Here is an 18,137-nt window from a genome sequence, read left to right as displayed (position 1 = left end):
GCTGAAGTATGCGCACGCGGGAGCTGTTCCTGGCATTGATGACGACGGCGGGACTTGCGGGGTGCGGACCGGCGGCCGTTGCCTGCCCGGCCATAGCCCCGGCCACCGCAGTCTCCGTAACGGTTCCGGCGGACTACGCACCGCAGGTGGGCACCCTGCGGCTGAAAGCCTGCCAGGACGGAGCGTGCAAGGAGGACGACGTCGAGCTGCATCCGGGAAGCGACTCCATTGACCAGGGCTGCACGCCCGACGGAGCGTGCTCCGCCACCGCCTCCCCCAACGGCACCAAAGTGGGAATGCTGATGCTGGACAGCCTGACGGAAGCGGCCATAACAGTGACGTCCTCCGGCAACACAGTGGACGGGGCCCCGCTGCCCGTGCACACGCTGGAATTCCGGCCCAGGGCCGATCACCCGTTCGGGGTGCAATGCGGAAAGTTCCTCAGCGCCGCCGTGACGCTCGAGAGCTCAGGCCTGCGCGAACGGGTCTGAGCGGCCGGCTCAGAACAGTGCCGGCTGGCCGAAGATGTCCGCGGCCGGTGCGTCCCCGGCACCGGAAGGGGAAGGTCCCGGCCGCCACTCGAAGCCCAGGTCAGCAAGGAGTTCCTCCACCGACATCTGCCCGTCCAGCACTTCAATTTGGGAGTTGTCCTCGGGGTCCTGCCATTCCATGGGATCGAGCTTATTCCCAGGGGCGGACAAAGCAGCCACGAACACACCGCACGCCCCGGATTAGGGCCTACGGCTCACCGAAGCCGGCCTGCACCAGCCCGCCCACAAAATTCACCGCACGCTCGGCGTCCACCCCGCGCGCTTCCACATGGAGCACGGCTCCCTTGCCGGCGGCCAGCGTCATCAGCGCCGTCATGGACGTGCCGTCCACACCATTGACGAAGACTTCGGCGTCAAGGGAGGACAGTCCGCCGGCGATCTTGGCGGCCGGGCGGGCATGCATGCCTGCCTCATTGATGATTTCGAAGTCCCCGGTGAACTCCGGGCCTTCAACGGCGCCGGGGCCTTCCGTGGCATCCCCCTGCGGGGGCGGCGCGGGCTGCGGGGCGGAGCCCCGGGCGGATTCAGCGGCCTGCTTTACCGCCTGCACGTCGGCTCCGCCCTGGGCGGCGACGGCTGCCGCCACCACCCCCTCCACCAGGGGCGCGTCGGCCAGCAGCACGCCGGCGGCATCCCCTGCGAACTCAAGGGCGGATTCGGCTGTCATCACTGCAGAGCCGAGGTCGGTGAGGACCACTGTTCCGTCGGCGCCGGAGGCCTGGTCCAGGGCGGCAAGCACCTTCTCCAGGCTGGTGCCGATCCTGCCGTCGGTGGTGCCGCCGGCTGCCAAGATCACGACATCAGGTGCCATCTGGGCGGCAAGCTCCGCGGCGCCGTCGGCAATCTTTTCGCTATGGGAGACCACCACGATGCTGACTGTCACGCAGCCGCCCCTACCGCCGCCCGAAGGATCAGCGCACTGGAGGCCGCCCCCGGGTCGCGGTGTCCGGCACTCCGTTCCCCCAGGTAACTTGCCCGGCCTTTCCGGGCCACCAGCGGATCGGTGGCCACAGCCCCGGCTTCCGCGGCTTCGGCAGCGGCAACCAGGACGCTGAGGACGTCACTGCCCCCGGCCTCTGCGGCGGTCCTGGCTGCTTCCACCGCCGGCATCCAAGCGTCCACCATGGTCTTGTCCCCGGGTTCGGCCTTGCCCCTGGCAACAATGCCGTCCCTCGCAGCGGCGAGCGCGGCCACCAGGGCAGACGGATCGATTTCCGTGGCATCACCGAGTGAGGTGGCCGCACGCAGGAAGGCGGTACCGTACAGTGGCCCCGCCGCACCGCCCACTTTCGACATCAGGGTCATGGCCGTCAGCTTCAACGCAGCACCCGGCGTCTCCGGCGGCGTTTCAGCCAGCTTGTCCAGCACGGCCTGAAAGCCGCGGTCCATGTTCTCGCCGTGGTCCGAATCCCCGATAGCACGGTCCAGGTCAATAAGTTCCGTCCGGTGCTCGGCCATGGCCTGCGCGGACAGGGTCAGCCACTTCACCGCCCAGTTGACGTCCAGCGCCACGGCTACACGCCCCACCGGAGGGCCGCCGTGTGGACCGGCGCATCCCACAGTTCCGCCAGCTCGTCATCGAGCCGGAGGACCGAGATGGAGCAGCCCTGCATCTCCAGGGACGTGATGTAGTTGCCCACCAACGAGCGTTCCACCGTTGCTCCCTGGTTGGCCAGTACCTGTGCAGCGCGGCGGTACACGATATAGAGCTCGCTCAGCGGCGTGCCGCCCATCCCGTTGACGAAGAGCAGCACCTTGTCACCGGCGGTGACTTTCAGGTCGGCGAGGACCGGTTCCAGCAGCCGATCCGTGATGCCGTCCGCGTTTTCGAGTGGAATGCGGTGCCGGCCCGGCTCGCCGTGGATGCCGATTCCGATCTCGATCTCATCCTCGCCGAGGTCGAAGCTTGGCGAGCCTGCATGCGGGACGGTGCAGGCGGAAAGCGCCACCCCCATGGTGCGGACGCCGGCGTTGACCCGCTCTGCGATGGCCGCCACGGCGTCAAGGCCGTCGCCGCGTTCGGCGGCGGCGCCAGCAATTTTTTCCACGAGCACCGTTCCGCCCACGCCGCGGCGGCCTGCGGTGTACAGGGAGTCCTCAACCGCGACGTCGTCGTTGACCAGGACGGTCCGGACACTCACGCCTTCCGCTTCTGCGAGCTCCGCCGCGGTCTCGAAGTTGAGGACGTCGCCGGTGTAGTTCTTGACGATATGCACGACGCCGGCGCCCGAGTTGACCGCGAGGGTTGCGGGAAGTATCTGGTCCGGCGTAGGTGAGGTGAAGACGGCCCCCGGCACGGCGGCGTCGAGCATTCCCTTCCCGACGAAGCCCGCATGCAGGGGTTCATGGCCGCTGCCCCCGCCGGACACCAGCCCCACCTTTCCGCTGACCGGCGCGTCCTTGCGCGTGATGTAGATGGGATCTTCGCTGAGGGCCACGAGGTTTGCGTGTGCCAGGCCGAAGCCCTGGACGCATTCCGCAACGACGGACCGGGGATCATTGATGAGTTTCTTCATGGCAGTGCTCCTGGCTTGCTCCTGAAGGATGTCCTTCCGACCCTACTACCGGGGCAGGCCGATCCGGTAGGTTTCCGCTGGTGGGAGCCGGATACAGCAAAGGGACAGCCCCCAATGACTGTCCCTTTGCCGGGCCCCCATACCCGGCCTCCGCTAGTTTATCCAGCAATTCGAGTAAGACCAATACCCGCCCGGGAAACCGCCGGATTGGGAGCTTATGCCGCCGCCGCTCCTGGAGTGGACGGAAGGACAGCGTGGCCGTGGCGGAACAGGTTCTTGGGATCCAGTTCGGTCTTGGCTTCGCCCATTGCCTGCCGAAGAGCCTCGGGCCAGGCGCCAGCGGCAAGTTCGGGCGATGCGAGGTGGCCATGCAGATTCACAAGGCTGCCGCCGGTGGCGTAGGGCACCAGCGCTGAGCGGGCAGCTTCGATGGCAGCCGCCACCAGATGGTCAATGGGTGGAACCATCACGCCCACCGCGAAGAACGACAGGCCGGCGTCACGGCCGCCGACGCAGTCAGGCCCGGCAGCATTGGGCGGAGCGGAAAGCGCGCCTCCCATCAGGCGGATCTCGGTCAGCAGCAGGGGAGCCTGGCTCTCCGGTCCGGCAAGCTGCAGCAGGGCTTCCTCAAGTCCGGGGCCGAATCCCTTCAGGAGCATCCCGCCCTCCCGCACGGGCACCGGATGCTGGGGATCCGCATGGATCTCGTCAATCCGCTCATAGGGAAGGGGACCCACGGCATCCACGAGCACCGGGGCCGCCGCCCGCATCGGCGCAAGCAGTGCAGTTCCCTCCTCTGCGGATCCCTGCCAGGCGAACCGCAGGTGCATCACAAATTTGTTGCGCAGGAACGCTGGCACGTCTTCGAGGTCCGGCAACCTAAGGAAGGCCAGCGAGGCCGACGCCTCGGAAGGCAAATCCTGCGTCCAGCTGCGGAAACCGGCCAGGACCTCCCTGGCGTGCGCTCCTTCGTAGAAGAGCCCACCGGCATAGAGTTCGGCGGCCGGGAACAGGGCGAATTCCATCGCTGTGACCACCCCGTAATTGCCCTTGCCGCCGCGGAGGAGCGAGAACAGCCGGGGTTCGCTGACGGCGTCGACCCGCCGGAGTTCACCGTCCGGCGTCACCAGGTCAAAGGCGATGACATGGTCCGATGCAAAGCCGTACTTGCGGCCCAGGAGGGGCAGCCCGCCGCCGAGGGTGTAGCCGACCACGCCGACGTCGGAGGTGGAGCCGTGCAGCCGGTCAACCCGTTGGGCGCCGCAGCGCGGAGCACGTCCCGCCACCGGACGCCGGCCCCTACCCTGGCGGTTCGCTCGTCCGGGTCGATGGACAACTCCAGCATGTAGCGGGTGCTGATGAGGAGGCCATCCGAGACGGCGTTGGCCGCGCCACGGCCGGTGGACTGGATGGGGATCGACATGTTGCGGGCGGAAGCCCACCTGACGGCGGCCACGACGTCGTCGGCGTCAAAGGCAGTCAGGACAAGGTCCGGCGTATGCCGGGTGGCGAGGTTGAAGGCTGCGGCTTCGGATTCATAGGAAGCGTCACCGGGGGCGTAAACCAGTCCGCGGACAAGGAGCTGCAGTTCGGTTTTTGCCGTATGGTCAGGGAGGATGTGCATGTCCGGCTTTCAGTAGTTGGGTTGCTCCCCAGCAAGCCTCGCTCACTTTATCCATCGAATGGATGGATAGGAAGACCCCAAAAATCCTGCATTATCCGTGATCCTCCCGTCGCCGTGTCCGTGGCCCGGCGGGGCGAGAACTAGGATGGGCCTGTGACTGACTCCTTCCATGTCCGGCCTGCCCGCACCAGCGATGTTTCCGCTATTAAGAAACTGGTGGCGCCGCTGGCTGAGCAGCGGATCCTCATGGCAAAGGAGACGGTGGCTTACTACGAGAGCCTGCAGGAGTTCCGAATCGCGGAGTCTGCCGACGGCGAGGTCATCGGCTGCGGGGCGCTGCACGTCATGTGGGAAGACCTGGCCGAGGTCCGCACTTTGGCTGCTTCCGAAGAATGGCGCGGCAAAGGCGTGGGCCACGTGCTGGTGGAGAACCTTCTGGAAGAAGCGCAGGCCCTGGGAGTCGCGCGGGTCTTCTGCCTGACCTTTGAGGTGGACTTCTTCAAGCGCCACGGCTTCGAGGTCATGGCGGACCAGTCGGCAGTGGATCCCATGGTGTACTCGGAGCTCCTGCGCTCACACGACGAAGGCGTCGCGGAGTTCCTTGATCTGGCCCGGGTCAAGCCAAACACCCTTGGCAACACCCGCATGATCCGGTTCCTCCAGGCGCCGACCCAGCCGTCCCAGGCAGGGTGATGTGGCAGCCGGCCCCGCCGGCAGCCGGAAGTCCTTCATAAACAGGGTAAGTTGAAGCGCTGCTTACGCTCAGCGCCACAAACGGCTGGCGACTGCCCAGACTTTCCTTGTGAGCGGCGGACCAGTTTGCAGTTGCAGTCCGCTGACCAGCAGTGTTGCCGCTGTTACCCCGTCACCGTCGACGGAGGAATGAGATCCTACCCCGGAGGAAACATGGCATTAGGCTCCCCCACGCTGACCACCGATACGCAGGAACAACAACACGGGAAACGGAGTTTGCGGCGCTCCATGGAGGCCCGCCACCTCGTGATGATCGCGATGGGAGGTGTCATCGGTTCCGGGCTTTTCCTCAGCTCGGGCTACACCATCGCCCAGGCCGGCCCGCTGGGCGCGATCATCGCCTATCTCATCGGGGCTGCAGTGGTTTACATGGTGATGGCCTGCCTGGGCGAGCTTGCCGTGGCCTACCCGGTGTCCGGAGCCTTCCATATCTACGCTGCCAGGTCTATCGGTCCCGCTACCGGGTTTGCCACCGCCTGGCTTTACTGGCTGTGCTGGGCTGTTGCCCTCGGCTCGGAATTCACGGCTGCCGGGCTCCTCATGCAGCGCTGGTTCCCGGAGGTGGATGTGTGGATTTGGTGCCTGCTTTTTGCGGCGATCCTGTTCACCCTGAACGCCATTTCTTCGCGGGTCTTTGGTGAGTCGGAGTTTTGGTTTGCGCTGATCAAAGTGAGCGCCGTCGTCGGACTTATCGTTTTGGGCGGGGCGGCGCTGTTGGGTTTCCATCCCCTTGCCAAGGAGGACTTTCCGGCCCTCGGCGAGAACCTGATGACGTCGGAGGGCCTGTTTCCCAACGGCATTACCGGAGTCCTGATCACCACGCTAGCCGTCTTTTACGCCTTTTCCGGATCGGAGCTTATTGGTGTGGCGGCAGGGGAAACCTCAAATCCGGCCGTCAATATTCCCAAGGCCATGCGCACCACTGTTATCCGCCTCCTGATTTTCTTTGTGGGCGCCATCGCCGTAATTGCCGGCACCGTCCCGTACGGTGACGCCTCCCTGCAGGAAAGCCCCTTCGTCACCGTTTTCTCCCAGCTGGGAATTCCCTATGCGGCGGACATCATGAATTTCGTCATCATCACCGCGCTGCTGTCCGCCGGCAACTGTGGTTTGTTCTCCTGCGCCCGCATGCTTTTTTCGCTTGCTGACGAGGGGCATGCACCAAAAGCACTGGGCAAACTGACAAAGCGCGGAATTCCCATGGCTGCTTTGTGCGTAAGCATGATCGGCGGGCTGGCGTCGCTGGTCAGCAGTATTGTTGCTCCCACCACGGTGTACCTGGTACTGGTATCCATCGCTGGCTTCGCCACAGTGGGCGTCTGGATGTCCATCACGGCATCCCACTTCTTCCACCGCCGCGCTTTCCTAAGAAACGGTGGCCGCAATGAGGACCTGGCCTACAAGGCGCCGTTGTTTCCCCTGCTGCCCATCGCCGCGTTCCTGCTCTGCGTCATCTCCCTGGTAGGCATAGGCTTCGATCCCACCCAAGCCACGGCCCTATACTTCGGCATCCCCTTCGTAGCAGCCTGCTACCTCTACTTCCACCTAAAATACGCCCGCCAACGTCCCGGCCAGCAAGACGCCTAGGCCGATCAGGGGCTTTGTCCCCCGGCACAAGGTGAAGAAGACTGGGACACTTACGTGGCGTGCGTCAAAGCCGCCAGCGTACGGCCGTCGGGGCCGGGGAAGCAGCTCATGCCCGGCTGGTCCAGGAGGACTTTTGTGCTGCCGGAGGCACATCCACGGATACCAGGATGGACCGGCTGTCCGCCTTGGCCAACGGCTTGGTGAAGCTCGTGTAAATGGTCCGGCCATCAGGGCTTACCATCGTCTCCGCCTCCCGAGCCTGAAACCGACGTCGGGCGTGACTCCGTGCCTTTGTTGTTCACGACTCCGCCCGGCCCGCTGCGTGAGAAGCACCGCCGTGTGGCCGGGCGCAGGCGAAAGCCCCGCCGGCTACGGGAGCTGGCGGGGCTTTCATAAAGTGCGCTTAGACGCTCGGTGCGATTTCCGGGATGCGGGGCTTGGCGTTGCCGGCGAAGGTGAACTTCGCGTCGTCGCCTTCGCCTTCCACGTCCACAACGACGATGTCGCCGGAGTGGATGTCGCCGAAGAGGATCTTCTCGGAGAGCTGGTCCTCGATCTCGCGCTGGATGGTGCGGCGCAGCGGCCGGGCACCCATGGCGGGATCGTAGCCGCGCTGTGCCAGCAGGACCTTGGCGGCGGGCGTGAGCTCGATGCCCATGTCCTTGTCCTTGAGGCGCTTCTCCAGGCGGGTGACGAACAGGTCCACGATCTCGATGATCTCGTCCTGGGTGAGCTGCGGGAACACCACAACGTCATCCACACGGTTCAGGAACTCGGGGCGGAAGTGCTGCTTGAGCTCCTCCGTCACACGGGCACGCATGCGGTTGTAGCCGGTCTGCGTGTCGGTGCCGGACTGGAATCCGGTGGCAACGCTCTTGGAAATGTCCCGGGTACCCAGGTTGGTGGTCATGATGATCACGGTGTTCTTGAAGTCCACCACGCGGCCCTGGGAGTCGGTCAGCCGGCCGTCCTCCAGGATCTGCAGCAGCGAGTTGAAGAGGTCCGCGTGGGCCTTTTCAACTTCGTCGAACAGCACCACGGAGAACGGACGGCGGCGGACCTTCTCGGTCAGCTGGCCGCCTTCCTCGTAGCCAACGTAGCCCGGAGGGGCACCGAAGAGCCGCGAAACGGTGTGCTTCTCCGAGTACTCGGACATGTCCAACGTGATGAGGGCGTCCTCTTCACCGAACAGGAACTCCGCGAGGGCCTTCGCCAGCTCGGTCTTGCCGACGCCGGTGGGGCCGGCGAAGATGAACGAGCCGCCGGGGCGCTTGGGGTCCTTGAGCCCTGCACGGGTGCGGCGGATCGCCTGGGACAGTGCCTTGATGGCCTCGTCCTGGCCGACCACGCGCTTGTGCAGTTCCTCTTCCATCTTCAGCAGGCGCGAGGACTCTTCCTCGGTCAGCTTGAACACGGGGATGCCGGTGGAGTTGGCCAGCACCTCGGCGATGAGGTCCTCATCCACCTCGGAGATGTCGTCCATGCCGCCGGACTTCCAGTGGCGCTCCTTCTCCGACCGCTCGGAGATCATCTTCTGCTCCTTGTCGCGGAGCGCAGCGGCACCTTCGAAGTCCTGGGCGTCGATGGCGGATTCCTTCTCCATCTTCAGCTTGGCGATGCGCTCGTCCATGGCCTTGAGCTCCGGCGGAGCGGTCATGCGGCGGATGCGCAACCGTGCGCCGGCCTCGTCGATCAGGTCGATCGCCTTGTCCGGGAGGAAGCGGTCCGAGATGTAGCGCTCGGCGAGGCTGGCAGCGGAGGCCAGGGCGCCGTCGGTGATGGTCACGCGGTGGTGCGCCTCGTAACGGTCGCGCAGGCCCTTGAGGATCTCGATGGCGTGCGCCACGGAGGGTTCCTTGACCTGGATCGGCTGGAAGCGGCGCTCCAGCGCTGCGTCCTTCTCGATGTGCTTGCGGTACTCGTCCAGCGTGGTGGCGCCGATGGTCTGCAGCTCGCCGCGGGCCAGCATGGGCTTGAGGATGGACGCGGCGTCGATGGCGCCTTCGGCGGCACCCGCACCCACGAGGGTGTGGATCTCGTCGATGAAGAGGATAATGTCGCCGCGCGTGCGGATCTCCTTGAGGACCTTTTTCAGGCGCTCTTCGAAGTCACCGCGGTAGCGGGAGCCTGCCACCAGGGAACCGAGGTCCAGGGTGTAGAGCTGCTTGTCCTTGATGGTCTCGGGGACGTCCCCGCGGACGATCGCCTGGGCCAGGCCTTCGACGACGGCCGTCTTGCCGACGCCGGGCTCGCCGATGAGGACGGGGTTGTTCTTGGTGCGGCGGGAGAGGACCTGCATAACGCGTTCCATCTCCTGCTCGCGGCCGATGACCGGATCCAGCTTGTTCTCGCGGGCAGCCTGGGTCAGGTTGCGGCCGAACTGGTCCAGTACGACGGAACCGGCAGGGGCACCCTCGGGCTGGCCCGTTCCGACGCCGGCGCCGGTGGTTTCCTTGCCCTGGTAGCCGGAGAGCAGCTGGATAACCTGCTGGCGGACCCGGTTGAGGTCTGCGCCGAGCTTGACCAGCACCTGCGCGGCGACACCCTCACCCTCACGGATCAGGCCGAGCAGGATGTGCTCCGTGCCGATGTAGTTGTGGCCGAGCTGGAGGGCCTCGCGCAGCGAGAGTTCCAGCACCTTCTTGGCCCGGGGCGTGAAGGGGATGTGGCCGGAGGGCGCCTGCTGGCCCTGGCCGATGATCTCCTGCACCTGCTCGCGAACGCCGTCGAGCGAAATGCTCAAGGACTCAAGAGCTTTGGCGGCAACGCCCTCACCCTCGTGGATCAAACCCAAGAGGATGTGTTCGGTACCAATGTAATTGTGGTTCAGCATGCGTGCCTCTTCTTGGGCAAGCACAACTACGCGACGGGCACGGTCCGTAAATCGCTCAAACATTTCGCCACACTCCTAGCTACGACGTACTTTGATGCTACGTGGCGGGCCCGGACTTGTGGAGCGTGTTCGCCACAGGGGAAACCTGCAGCCCCGGGAATACCCGCGGACCGCCTCCGATCATTGGTCTGGCGCCGGCCGGTTTCAGTCCGGGGCTTGCGCAACGTCGCGAATACATTCGGCGGTTGACGTTTAGCCGCTTACGCGCCCACCTACGGCGAGTGGATAAATTACGACGGCGGCCGGCGCCTTTCGCTTTTTGCGCACGTAACAAAAACCCTGCTTCCCGGCGAAGGGAAGCAGGGCTTAAATCTGATCCACAGGTTGGCCTAGGAATTTGCCTTTTGGTAGGCTTCCTGGATTTCGGCCTGAATTCGGCCGCGGCTGTTAACGGTGTAACCGTTATCCCGCGCCCATTGCCGGATCTGTGCCGAATCGTTGCTGCGGCCCCCGGAAGGAGCCTTTGCGGCGCGGGCAGTACTGCGGCCGCCCCCCGAAGCCTTTCGCGCAGCTGATATAAACCGCTCGAGTGACGACCGAAGTTCGGAGGCGTTGGCTGCCGAAAGATCGATCTCATAGTTGACCCCGTCGAGGCCAAACTTAACATTCTCGTCTGCGGATCCCCCATCCAGATCATCAACGAGGATGATGTTTACTTTCTGTGCCATTTAAGAACTTCCTCTTGGAAAAGGTGGTTTTTCAGAAAAGCAGGATGTTTCCCTAAAAAGTATGACTCTTTTTATGGCAACGCGTCAAAGCGCCAAATGGTTCCTTGGGGATAACCGCAGCAGATTAGGGGATTTTGCTATTTGGATTCGGGGTCTTGGCGATCGACGGAGCCTGATTCTGAGGCCCGCGGATTTCCGGTTCGCGCCGCCCGCGCGTCGGCTTCCGCCTGGGCGCGGGCCTCTGCCTGCCGTTCGGACTTGTCCGCGTTGAAGATCGCCTTCATGGCGAACCAGAAAAGGAGGCCTACCACCAGGGAGGGCAGGAGGACTGCTACGTACTCCATGCCTAGTGCCCTTCAGGCTTCAGCAGCGGGAACAGGATGGTTTCCCGGATTCCGGCGCCGGTGAAGAGCATGACCAGGCGGTCGATGCCCAGGCCGATGCCGCCCATGGGCGGAGCGCCGTACTCCAGCGCACGCAGGAAGTCCTCGTCCAGCTGCATGGCTTCAACATCGCCGGCAGCGGCATGCATGGACTGCTCGGTGAGGCGTTCGCGCTGGATGACGGGGTCGATCAGCTCGGAAAACGCGGTACCCCGCTCCATGCCGCCGATGATCAGGTCCCAGGCCTCGATGAGGCGGCCGTCCTCGCGGTGCGGGCGGGCCAGCGGCTGGGCCGACGGCGGGTAGTTGTACACGAACGTGGGGTTCAGCAGCGTGGGCTCCACGATCTCGCCGAACAGCTCTACCACCAGCTTCTCGGCGTCCCACTTGGGGTCCATCTTGACCTCATGCTTTTCGGCGATCCCGCGAAGCACCTCGAGCGGGGTGTCCGGCGTGATCTCCTGGCCAACGGCGTCGGAAAGTCCCGGATACAAGGCCAGCCAGGCCCATTCGCCGTCGAGGTTGATCTCCCCGGCCTCGGTCTGGATGGTGCGCCCGGCACCCACGGCGTCGGCGGCGTCCAGGATGATTTCCTTGATCCGCTCAGCCATGACGAACTGGTCAGCCCAGGCCTCGTAGCACTCAAGCGTGGTGAATTCCGGGCTGTGGGTGGAGTCCACGCCTTCGTTGCGGAACACGCGGCCCATGTCGTAGACGCGGTCGATGCCGCCCACCACTGCCCGCTTGAGGTACAGCTCCGTGGCGATACGCAGGGTCATTTTCTGGTCGAACGCGTTCATGTGCGTTTCGAACGGGCGTGCCAGCGCGCCGCCGTGGACCAGCTGCAGGATGGGCGTCTCCACCTCCACGTAGTTGTGGCGGAAGAGCGTTTCGCGGATGGAACGGGTGATGGCTGCGCGCGTGTACACCATCTCGCGGGCTTCGTCGCGGACCATCAGGTCCACGTAGCGCTGGCGGACGCGGGTTTCCTCGTTCAGTTCGGCATGCAGCACCGGCAGCGGGCGCAGTGCCTTGGAGGCCATGGCCCAGGAGTCGGCCATGATGGACAGCTCGCCGCGGCGGGAGGAGATGACCTCGCCCTTAATGAACACGTGGTCGCCCAGGTCCACCAGGGCCTTCCAGTCGGCGAGTGCTTCCTCACCGATGTTGGCCAGGCTCAGCATGGCCTGCAGCCGGGTCCCCTTGCCGTCGGTGCCGCCCTCCTGGAGGGTTGCGAAGCAGAGCTTGCCGGTGTTGCGGATGAACACCACACGGCCGGTGACGCCTACGACGTCGCCCGTGGTGTCGTCGGCTTCAAGGTGCGCATACTTTTCCCGGATTTCGGACAAAGAGTGCGTCCGCTCCACACCTACCGGGTACGCCTCGATGCCGCGCTCGATCAGTTTGGCGCGCTTCTCCATGCGGATCCGCATCTGCTCGCTGGCGTCGAGGGGCTCGGGGGCGTTCTTGGGCGCAGGGGTGTTTTGGGAAGTCACAGTCATCAAGTTTACCGGGACTTGGCACCCCAAAGTTTTTGTCCAGATATGCAGACTTGGAGTGCCCGGAAGCCTGCATATCTGGACAAAAACTCATGGGGTTAGGGGTGTCCGCCGCGGCTGAAGCCGGCCAGGGCGGCGTCGCCGAGGTCCTGCCAGACGCTGCGGCCCTTGGGCGCTGCAGTCCGGTCCGCCAGCCAGTCACCCCAGGCCGTGATGTCCTCCCCTTGGGCAGCGGCCACGGCGTCGCAGGCGAATCCGACGGCGGATGTGCCGTCGGCGAGCTGCACGGACCCAAGCAGCATCGGCTCCGGAAGGGCGGCCAGGAACTGCCCCAGCCCGGCCGGGGACAGCAGCCACCGCTCCCCCGTCAGTTCCGCGCCGTCGTCGGACCGGTACACACCGGGCTTGGGCGGCACCGTGTCCAGCGAGACCATCCGGTAGCGCGGGGCGGTGCGGACATGCCCGTCCCACCGGGCGCCCAACTCCTCCAGCTGGTGCGCCAGCGGCTGGCCCTTCCGGTGCGCGCCAACCACCACCAGCGGCACCACCGCGGCTCCTGCCGCCACCGGCCAGGGAACGTCCGACGGCGCCTGGCCGGCTTCAGCTTTTGGCTCGCCCGCTGCGCCGGCAGCGAAGAGTTCCGGCGCGGCAGGCGTATTTTCGATCCTCCTGGCGATGTCCGCCGCGACGGCGTCCTCGAAGGTCCGGGCCACCACTGTCAGGCCAAACTGCGCGCCCTCCACTTCGCCTGCCGGCACGGCCACCGCGCACAGATCGAAGAGGTTGCAGAAGTTGGTGTAGGTGCCCATCCGGGAGTTCACACCCACCGGATCTGCCGCCACTTGTTCGAGCGTCGGGTGGATGGGTGCCGTCGGAACCAGGAGGGCGTCGAAGCCGTCCAGCCGGGCCAGAGCCCGCTGCTTCAGATCCTCGAGCCTGGCTGTATCTGCGACGTACCGGTGCGCCGGCAGCTTCCCGGCGGCCCGGATAATGCCTCCCACCGTGGGATCGATGCCCGCATGGCTTTCCGTCCCGCCGTCGGCCTTTTCGATGAAACCGCCCACGGCCGCAAAGCGTTCCGCCACCAGCGCACCGTCATACAGCAGCCGGGCCGCTTCAAGGAAGTCATCGAACTCGATCGGCAGGGCGTCCACCCCCGCCTCCTGCAGCCGCGTGACCTGGCGGACGAATTCCTCAGCCCAGGCGCCCGGGAGCGCCGGCAGTGCGGCGGGGTATGCAACCCGCGGCTTTTCCGGTGCAGCAAGGCGGGTGTCCGCCGGCCAGGCACGGGAGCCGCCGGCCATGACCCCCATGGCAAGCTGCGCTGTGGACAGGTGCCGGGCGAAGATGGTGACGGCATCCCACGACCGGCAGGCGGGAACCACTCCGGCCGTTGACACGACATCCAGTGTGGGCTTGATGCCGACAATTCCCTGCAGCCCGGCCGGGACGCGCCCCGAACCTGCGGTGTCGGTTCCAATGGCGATGTCCACCAGGCCCAGGGCCACTGCCACGGCCGAGCCGGAGCTGGAGCCGCCGGAGATGAACTCCGGGCGGCGGGAGTCACGGACAGCTCCATACGGGCTGCGGGTTCCCACCAGCCCGGTAGCGAACTGGTCCAGGTTGGTGGCACCCAGGACCAGCGCTCCGGCGGCACGGAGGCGCGCTACCGCTGCCGCGTCCTGCTCCGGCGTGTACGCGAAGCCCGGGCACGCCGCCGTCGTAGGGATGCCCGCGACGTCAACGTTGTTCTTGACCGCCAGCAGGAGCCCGGCAAGGGGCAGGCGGGCACCGCCGGCCACCGCCGCGTCGATTCGGGCGGCCTCCGCCAGGAGCTCGTCCTCCCCCCGCAGGGCGATCCAAATTTCCGGCCGGTCCGCCACTTCTATGGCGGCAAGCGCTGCGGTGACACGGCGGGAGGCTGTGCCGGTTGTGGTGCTCATACTGCTGCCTCTTCCAGTTCCAGGGCTTCCACGTCAGCGGATTCGAGGTCGGGGGCGCCGATGACCACCACCGCCTCGCCCGCCACCACCTGGGAACCGGCGCCGGGCAGGACGCGGAGCACCACGCCGTCGCATGGCGCTTCGAGGACCGTTTCCATCTTCATCGCCTCGAGGGACACCAGGGGCTGGCCCTTGGCCACGCGGTCCCCTTCGGCGACGTCGACTTTCCAGACGCTTGCGGCGAACGGCGCGGAAACGAGGGATCCGCCGTCCGGAACCACAACTTCGTCCGCGGCGGGGACAGCGACGGCGGCGAGCGCTTCCGCGCGGTCGAACTCGCCGGCGTCGGCCCAGGCCTGACGCTCCACGGCAAAGGCTGCGCCCTGCTTGTCCCGGAACGCCGCGATGGACTCCCGGTTCTCCTCAAGGAACAGTTCGTGCTCGGCCAGGGAGAAGGTGCCCTCTTCGATATCGACGCCGCGGCCCCGTCCGGCAGCCATGTCCGCCCGGAGGTCCAGGAGCTCCTCGGGGCTCACGGGGTACCAGGAGATCCGGTCGAAGAACCGCAGCAGCCAGGGCGAGCCGGGCTCGAACGGGGCCGCGTCCGCGTAGCGTGACCAGACCTGGGTGGTGCGGCCCACGAACTGGTAGCCGCCGGGGCCTTCCATGCCGTAAATGCACATGTACGCGCCGCCGATGCCCACAGCGTTCTCCGGCGTCCACGTGCGGGCCGGGTTGTACTTGGTGGTGACCAGCCGGTGCCGCGGGTCCAGCGGAGTGGCCACGGGGGCGCCCAGGTACACGTCGCCCAGGCCCAGGACCAGGTACTCGGCGCTGAAGACGGTATCAAAGACGTCGTTCACGGAGTCCAGGCCGTTGATGCGGCGGATAAACTCGATGTTCCAGGGGCACCAGGGGGCATCGTCACGGACGCCGGCCATATAGCGCTCGATCGCTTCGCGGGTTGCGGGGTCGTCCCAGGACAGCGGCAGCCGGACGGTGCGGCTGGGGACCACCAGCTCGGAGCTTGCCGGCAGCGCAGCTTCGATCTCCTGGACGAGGTCCAGCAGGCGGGTAGTGGACAGCACCGACGGGTCCACCTTGATCTGGAGGGACCGGATGCCGGGGGTCAGGTCCACGATGCCGGGCACGCGGAGCTCTTCGAGGTGCTGGTGGAGGGCGTGCACCCGGGCGCGCAGGCCGAGGTCCAGCACCATCTCGCCGTACTCGACGAGCAGGTTGTCGTCACCGGAGCGGCGGTAGGTAACCGCAGGCCTGCCGGAACCTTCCGGCACCCGGCCCAGCACGCCGTCGTCGCCATCCCCGCGGAAGGGGCGGCTGGATGCATGCGTTACCACGGACGGGTCTGCGGACCAGCCGGCGTCACCGGGCAGCACCAGCTGGCGGCCCGGTCCCAGGTCCTTCGCCGACGGCGCGCGGCCGGCTTTGACGGGCACGAACCGGACCTTGTCCCCCGGCCGGAGCTGGCCGAGCTTCCAGCGGTCCGCCGTCACCACGGTCACCGGGCAGACGAACCCGCCCAGGCTGGGCCCGTCCGGGCCGAGCAGGATGGGGGTGTCGCCGGTGAAGTCGAGGGCGCCCACCGAGTAGGCGGTGTCGTGGATGTTGGACGGGTGGAGGCCGGCCTCGCCGCCGTCGGTGCGGGCCCAGCGCGGCTTGGGGCCTGTCAGCCTGACGCCGGTGCGGGCGGAGTTGAAGTGCACCTCGTATTCGGCGGTGTACAACTCCTCGATGTCTTCGCGCTGGAAGAATTCAGGGGCGCCGTGCGGGCCTTCCGTTACGGCCAGTTCCCAGGTGGAGGTGAGGGCGGGGCGGCTGTCGAGCGGCACGGCGGCGGAGGGTGCTTCCCCGACGGCGGACTTCACCGTGCGCAGTACGTCACCGGCCCGCAGGACACGGCCCGCGTGGCCGCCGAACTGGCCGAGGGTGAAGGTGGAGGCACTCCCGAGGTAGTCCGGAATGTCCAGGCCACCCTGGAAGAGGATGTAGCCGCGCAGGCCGTGGCCGGTGGCTGTGCCTGCGTCGAGCGTTCCTCCCGCGGGGACCGTGACGGGTGTCCATGCGGGCACCTCGGTACCCTCAACCGTGACTGTCACTTCCGCACCGGTGACGCAGACTGTGGTGGCGTGGGTGAAGGTCAGGCTGGGGCCGGTCATGGTGAATTCCAGGCCGGGGGCGCCTTCGGCGTTGCCGAGCGCGGTGTTGCCCAGCCGGAAGGAGAGGTCGTCCATCGGGCCGCTCGGCGGGACTCCGATCTGCCACAACCCGGTCCGGCCCGGCCAGTCCTGCACGCTGGTCTGCAGGCCGGGGCGGTTGACGGTGATCCGCGGCTCGGGATCGCCCACGGCGTCAAGGGTGCTGGTGGAGTGCTTTACGCTGCGGACAACGTCCATGCCGGTGACAGCCCGGAGCATCCCCAGGTTGGTTTCGATGCCGTCGATCCTGGTGCCGGCGAGCGCGGCGGCCAGCTTGTCAAAGGCCTCGTCCCGGGTTGCAGCGGAGGTGATGACCTTGCCCAGGAGCGGATCGTAATTGGTGGACACCTCGGTGCCTGTTTCCACCCAGGCGTCCACCCGGACACCTTCGGTGCCGGGGAACGCGGCGTTGGTGACGGTACCGGCGCTGGGCTGGAACCCGCGGGCCGGGTCCTCGGCGTAGACGCGGGCTTCAATGGCGCTGCCGGACACGGGCAGGCCGTCCGGGAGTCCGGCCAGGACGCTGTCGGCTTCCTCCCCGCCCTGCGCCAGGCGGAGCATCCACTCCACCAGGTCAACGCCGGTGACGGCCTCGGTGACGGGGTGCTCCACCTGCAGGCGGGCGTTGACTTCCAGGAAGGAGGCCTCCTGGCGGGCGGAGTCGTAGACGAATTCCACGGTGCCGGCGGAACGGTAGTTAAGGGAGGCGCACAGGGCGCGGGAGGTGCGGTGCAGTTCTTCCCTCAGATCAGCCGGCAGGTCCGGTGCCGGCGCTTCCTCGAGGACTTTCTGGTGGCGGCGCTGGAGGGAGCAGTCGCGGTCGCCGAGGCTGACAACCCGGCCATCGCCGTCGCCGAACACCTGGACCTCGATGTGCCGGGCGTTCTCGACGTACCGTTCGGCAAAGACGCCGGCAGTGCCGAAGCTGGCGCCGGCGAGCCGGGCGACACGAGGAAAGCTCTCCACCAGCTCGGCCTCGGTGCGGCAGACGGTCATGCCGATGCCGCCGCCACCGCCGGTGGCCTTGAGCATCAGCGGGAAGCCGATGGTCCTGCTGGCCGCGACGGCGGCGTCCACGTCCTCAAGCAGCCCGGAACCGGCAATCATGGGCACCCCGGCCGCCCGGGCGGCGTCGCGTGCTGTGTGCTTGGTGCCGAAGATCCGCAGCTGCTCGGCAGTGGGCCCAACGAACACCAGTCCCGCAGCCTCCACTGCCTCGGCGAAGGCTGCGTCTTCGGACAGGAAGCCGTAGCCGGGGTGGATTGCGCCCGCCCCGGAGGACTTGGCCGCGGCCAGCAGCGCATCCACCCGGAGGTAGGACTCCTTGGCCGGCGCCGGCCCCAGGAGCACGGCTTCGTCGGCCAGCCGGACATGCTTCGCACCCCGGTCGGCTTCGGAAAAGACAGCGACGGTCCGCAGTCCGAGCTTCTTTGCCGACGCAATGATGCGGCACGCGATTTCGCCGCGGTTGGCGACCAGGAGGGTGTCAAAGGTGGTCAGGTTC

Annotated in this window: 16 protein-coding genes; 3 read left to right on the top strand and 13 right to left on the bottom strand. The window is 66.5% G+C overall.

The features are described 5' to 3' along the window. Positions 1-8 precede the first annotated feature (8 nt). Complete coding sequence (locus ACLH0K_RS01995) at positions 9-491, top strand: hypothetical protein (protein WP_411375205.1); 483 nt, start codon at positions 9-11, stop codon at positions 489-491. Between the two features lie 9 nt (positions 492-500). Here ACLH0K_RS01995 and ACLH0K_RS01990 read toward each other — a convergent pair whose 3' ends face one another. The 6 genes from ACLH0K_RS01990 to ACLH0K_RS01965 all read right to left on the bottom strand — a co-directional run bounded on the left by ACLH0K_RS01990 (position 501) and on the right by ACLH0K_RS01965 (position 4,691). Beyond that, on the bottom strand, positions 501-671 hold the full coding sequence (locus ACLH0K_RS01990) for a hypothetical protein (protein ID WP_411375204.1): 171 nt from the start codon (positions 669-671) through the stop codon (positions 501-503). Positions 672-738: 67 nt separating this feature from the next. Beyond that, positions 739-1,434 (bottom strand): dihydroxyacetone kinase phosphoryl donor subunit DhaM, encoded by a 696-nt coding sequence (gene dhaM / locus ACLH0K_RS01985; RefSeq protein WP_411375203.1) that lies wholly within the window; start codon positions 1,432-1,434, stop codon positions 739-741. Beyond that, positions 1,431-2,063, bottom strand: a complete 633-nt coding sequence (dhaL, locus tag ACLH0K_RS01980) for a dihydroxyacetone kinase subunit DhaL (RefSeq protein ID WP_411376536.1) — start codon at positions 2,061-2,063, stop codon at positions 1,431-1,433. Before dhaL ends, dhaM begins: the two co-directional genes overlap by 4 nt. A gap of 2 nt (positions 2,064-2,065) precedes the next feature. Beyond that, entirely contained in the window at positions 2,066-3,067 is a 1,002-nt protein-coding gene (dhaK, locus tag ACLH0K_RS01975; protein ID WP_411375202.1) for a dihydroxyacetone kinase subunit DhaK, read from the bottom strand. A 215-nt stretch (positions 3,068-3,282) separates the two neighbouring features. Then, positions 3,283-4,281, bottom strand: coding sequence for an FAD-binding oxidoreductase (locus ACLH0K_RS01970; protein WP_411375201.1), 999 nt, complete (start codon positions 4,279-4,281; stop codon positions 3,283-3,285). After that, positions 4,191-4,691 (bottom strand): FAD-binding oxidoreductase, encoded by a 501-nt coding sequence (locus ACLH0K_RS01965; protein WP_411375200.1) that lies wholly within the window; start codon positions 4,689-4,691, stop codon positions 4,191-4,193. Before ACLH0K_RS01965 ends, ACLH0K_RS01970 begins: the two co-directional genes overlap by 91 nt. 153 nt (positions 4,692-4,844) lie before the next feature. Between ACLH0K_RS01965 and ACLH0K_RS01960 the strand changes: the two genes are divergently transcribed. Further along, the gene (locus ACLH0K_RS01960; protein WP_411375199.1) at positions 4,845-5,384 is read left to right on the top strand and encodes an amino-acid N-acetyltransferase; all 540 of its coding nucleotides are present in this window, start codon (positions 4,845-4,847) and stop codon (positions 5,382-5,384) included. A gap of 213 nt (positions 5,385-5,597) precedes the next feature. Then, positions 5,598-7,031 (top strand): amino acid permease, encoded by a 1,434-nt coding sequence (locus tag ACLH0K_RS01955; protein WP_411375198.1) that lies wholly within the window; start codon positions 5,598-5,600, stop codon positions 7,029-7,031. A gap of 106 nt (positions 7,032-7,137) precedes the next feature. On the opposite strand, the gene ACLH0K_RS01950 is transcribed toward ACLH0K_RS01955, so the two are convergent. The 7 genes from ACLH0K_RS01950 to uca form a co-directional block, all read right to left on the bottom strand. Next, positions 7,138-7,272 (bottom strand): hypothetical protein, encoded by a 135-nt coding sequence (locus ACLH0K_RS01950; RefSeq protein WP_411375197.1) that lies wholly within the window; start codon positions 7,270-7,272, stop codon positions 7,138-7,140. Positions 7,273-7,434: 162 nt separating this feature from the next. Beyond that, positions 7,435-9,927 carry an ATP-dependent Clp protease ATP-binding subunit gene (locus ACLH0K_RS01945; RefSeq protein WP_411375196.1) on the bottom strand — a complete coding sequence of 831 codons (2,493 nt, stop codon included), beginning with the start codon at positions 9,925-9,927 and terminating at the stop codon, positions 7,435-7,437. 326 nt (positions 9,928-10,253) lie between these two features. Then, complete coding sequence (locus ACLH0K_RS01940) at positions 10,254-10,592, bottom strand: histone-like nucleoid-structuring protein Lsr2 (RefSeq protein ID WP_138138237.1); 339 nt, start codon at positions 10,590-10,592, stop codon at positions 10,254-10,256. A gap of 137 nt (positions 10,593-10,729) precedes the next feature. After that, entirely contained in the window at positions 10,730-10,936 is a 207-nt protein-coding gene (locus ACLH0K_RS01935; RefSeq protein ID WP_411375195.1) for a hypothetical protein, read from the bottom strand. A 2-nt stretch (positions 10,937-10,938) separates the two neighbouring features. Then, entirely contained in the window at positions 10,939-12,477 is a 1,539-nt protein-coding gene (gene lysS, locus ACLH0K_RS01930) for a lysine--tRNA ligase (protein ID WP_411375194.1), read from the bottom strand. Positions 12,478-12,572: 95 nt separating this feature from the next. Next, positions 12,573-14,417: an allophanate hydrolase gene (gene atzF, locus ACLH0K_RS01925; protein ID WP_411375193.1), complete on the bottom strand. Its 1,845-nt coding sequence runs from the start codon at positions 14,415-14,417 to the stop codon at positions 12,573-12,575. Next, positions 14,414-18,133: an urea carboxylase gene (gene uca, locus ACLH0K_RS01920; protein ID WP_411376535.1), complete on the bottom strand. Its 3,720-nt coding sequence runs from the start codon at positions 18,131-18,133 to the stop codon at positions 14,414-14,416. Before uca ends, atzF begins: the two co-directional genes overlap by 4 nt. Between the last annotated feature and the right edge of the window lie 4 nt (positions 18,134-18,137).

The organism is Arthrobacter sp. MPF02 (genome assembly GCF_046605375.1).
Lineage (GTDB): Bacteria > Actinomycetota > Actinomycetes > Actinomycetales > Micrococcaceae > Arthrobacter.
The sequence above is the reverse complement of the archived record's forward strand: the minus strand, read 5'-3'. Positions and strand labels throughout refer to the sequence as shown.

Coding starts and splice junctions, on each gene's coding strand:
- ACLH0K_RS01965 (WP_411375200.1), bottom strand. CDS start 4,691: ATGCACATCCTCCCTGACCATACGGCAAAAACCGAACTGCAGCTCCTT.
- atzF (WP_411375193.1), bottom strand. CDS start 14,417: ATGAGCACCACAACCGGCACAGCCTCCCGCCGTGTCACCGCAGCGCTT.
- lysS (WP_411375194.1), bottom strand. CDS start 12,477: ATGACTGTGACTTCCCAAAACACCCCTGCGCCCAAGAACGCCCCCGAG.
- ACLH0K_RS01950 (WP_411375197.1), bottom strand. CDS start 7,272: ATGGTAAGCCCTGATGGCCGGACCATTTACACGAGCTTCACCAAGCCG.
- ACLH0K_RS01945 (WP_411375196.1), bottom strand. CDS start 9,927: ATGTTTGAGCGATTTACGGACCGTGCCCGTCGCGTAGTTGTGCTTGCC.
- ACLH0K_RS01940 (WP_138138237.1), bottom strand. CDS start 10,592: ATGGCACAGAAAGTAAACATCATCCTCGTTGATGATCTGGATGGGGGA.
- ACLH0K_RS01995 (WP_411375205.1), top strand. CDS start 9: ATGCGCACGCGGGAGCTGTTCCTGGCATTGATGACGACGGCGGGACTT.
- ACLH0K_RS01955 (WP_411375198.1), top strand. CDS start 5,598: ATGGCATTAGGCTCCCCCACGCTGACCACCGATACGCAGGAACAACAA.
- ACLH0K_RS01990 (WP_411375204.1), bottom strand. CDS start 671: ATGGAATGGCAGGACCCCGAGGACAACTCCCAAATTGAAGTGCTGGAC.
- dhaK (WP_411375202.1), bottom strand. CDS start 3,067: ATGAAGAAACTCATCAATGATCCCCGGTCCGTCGTTGCGGAATGCGTC.
- ACLH0K_RS01935 (WP_411375195.1), bottom strand. CDS start 10,936: ATGGAGTACGTAGCAGTCCTCCTGCCCTCCCTGGTGGTAGGCCTCCTT.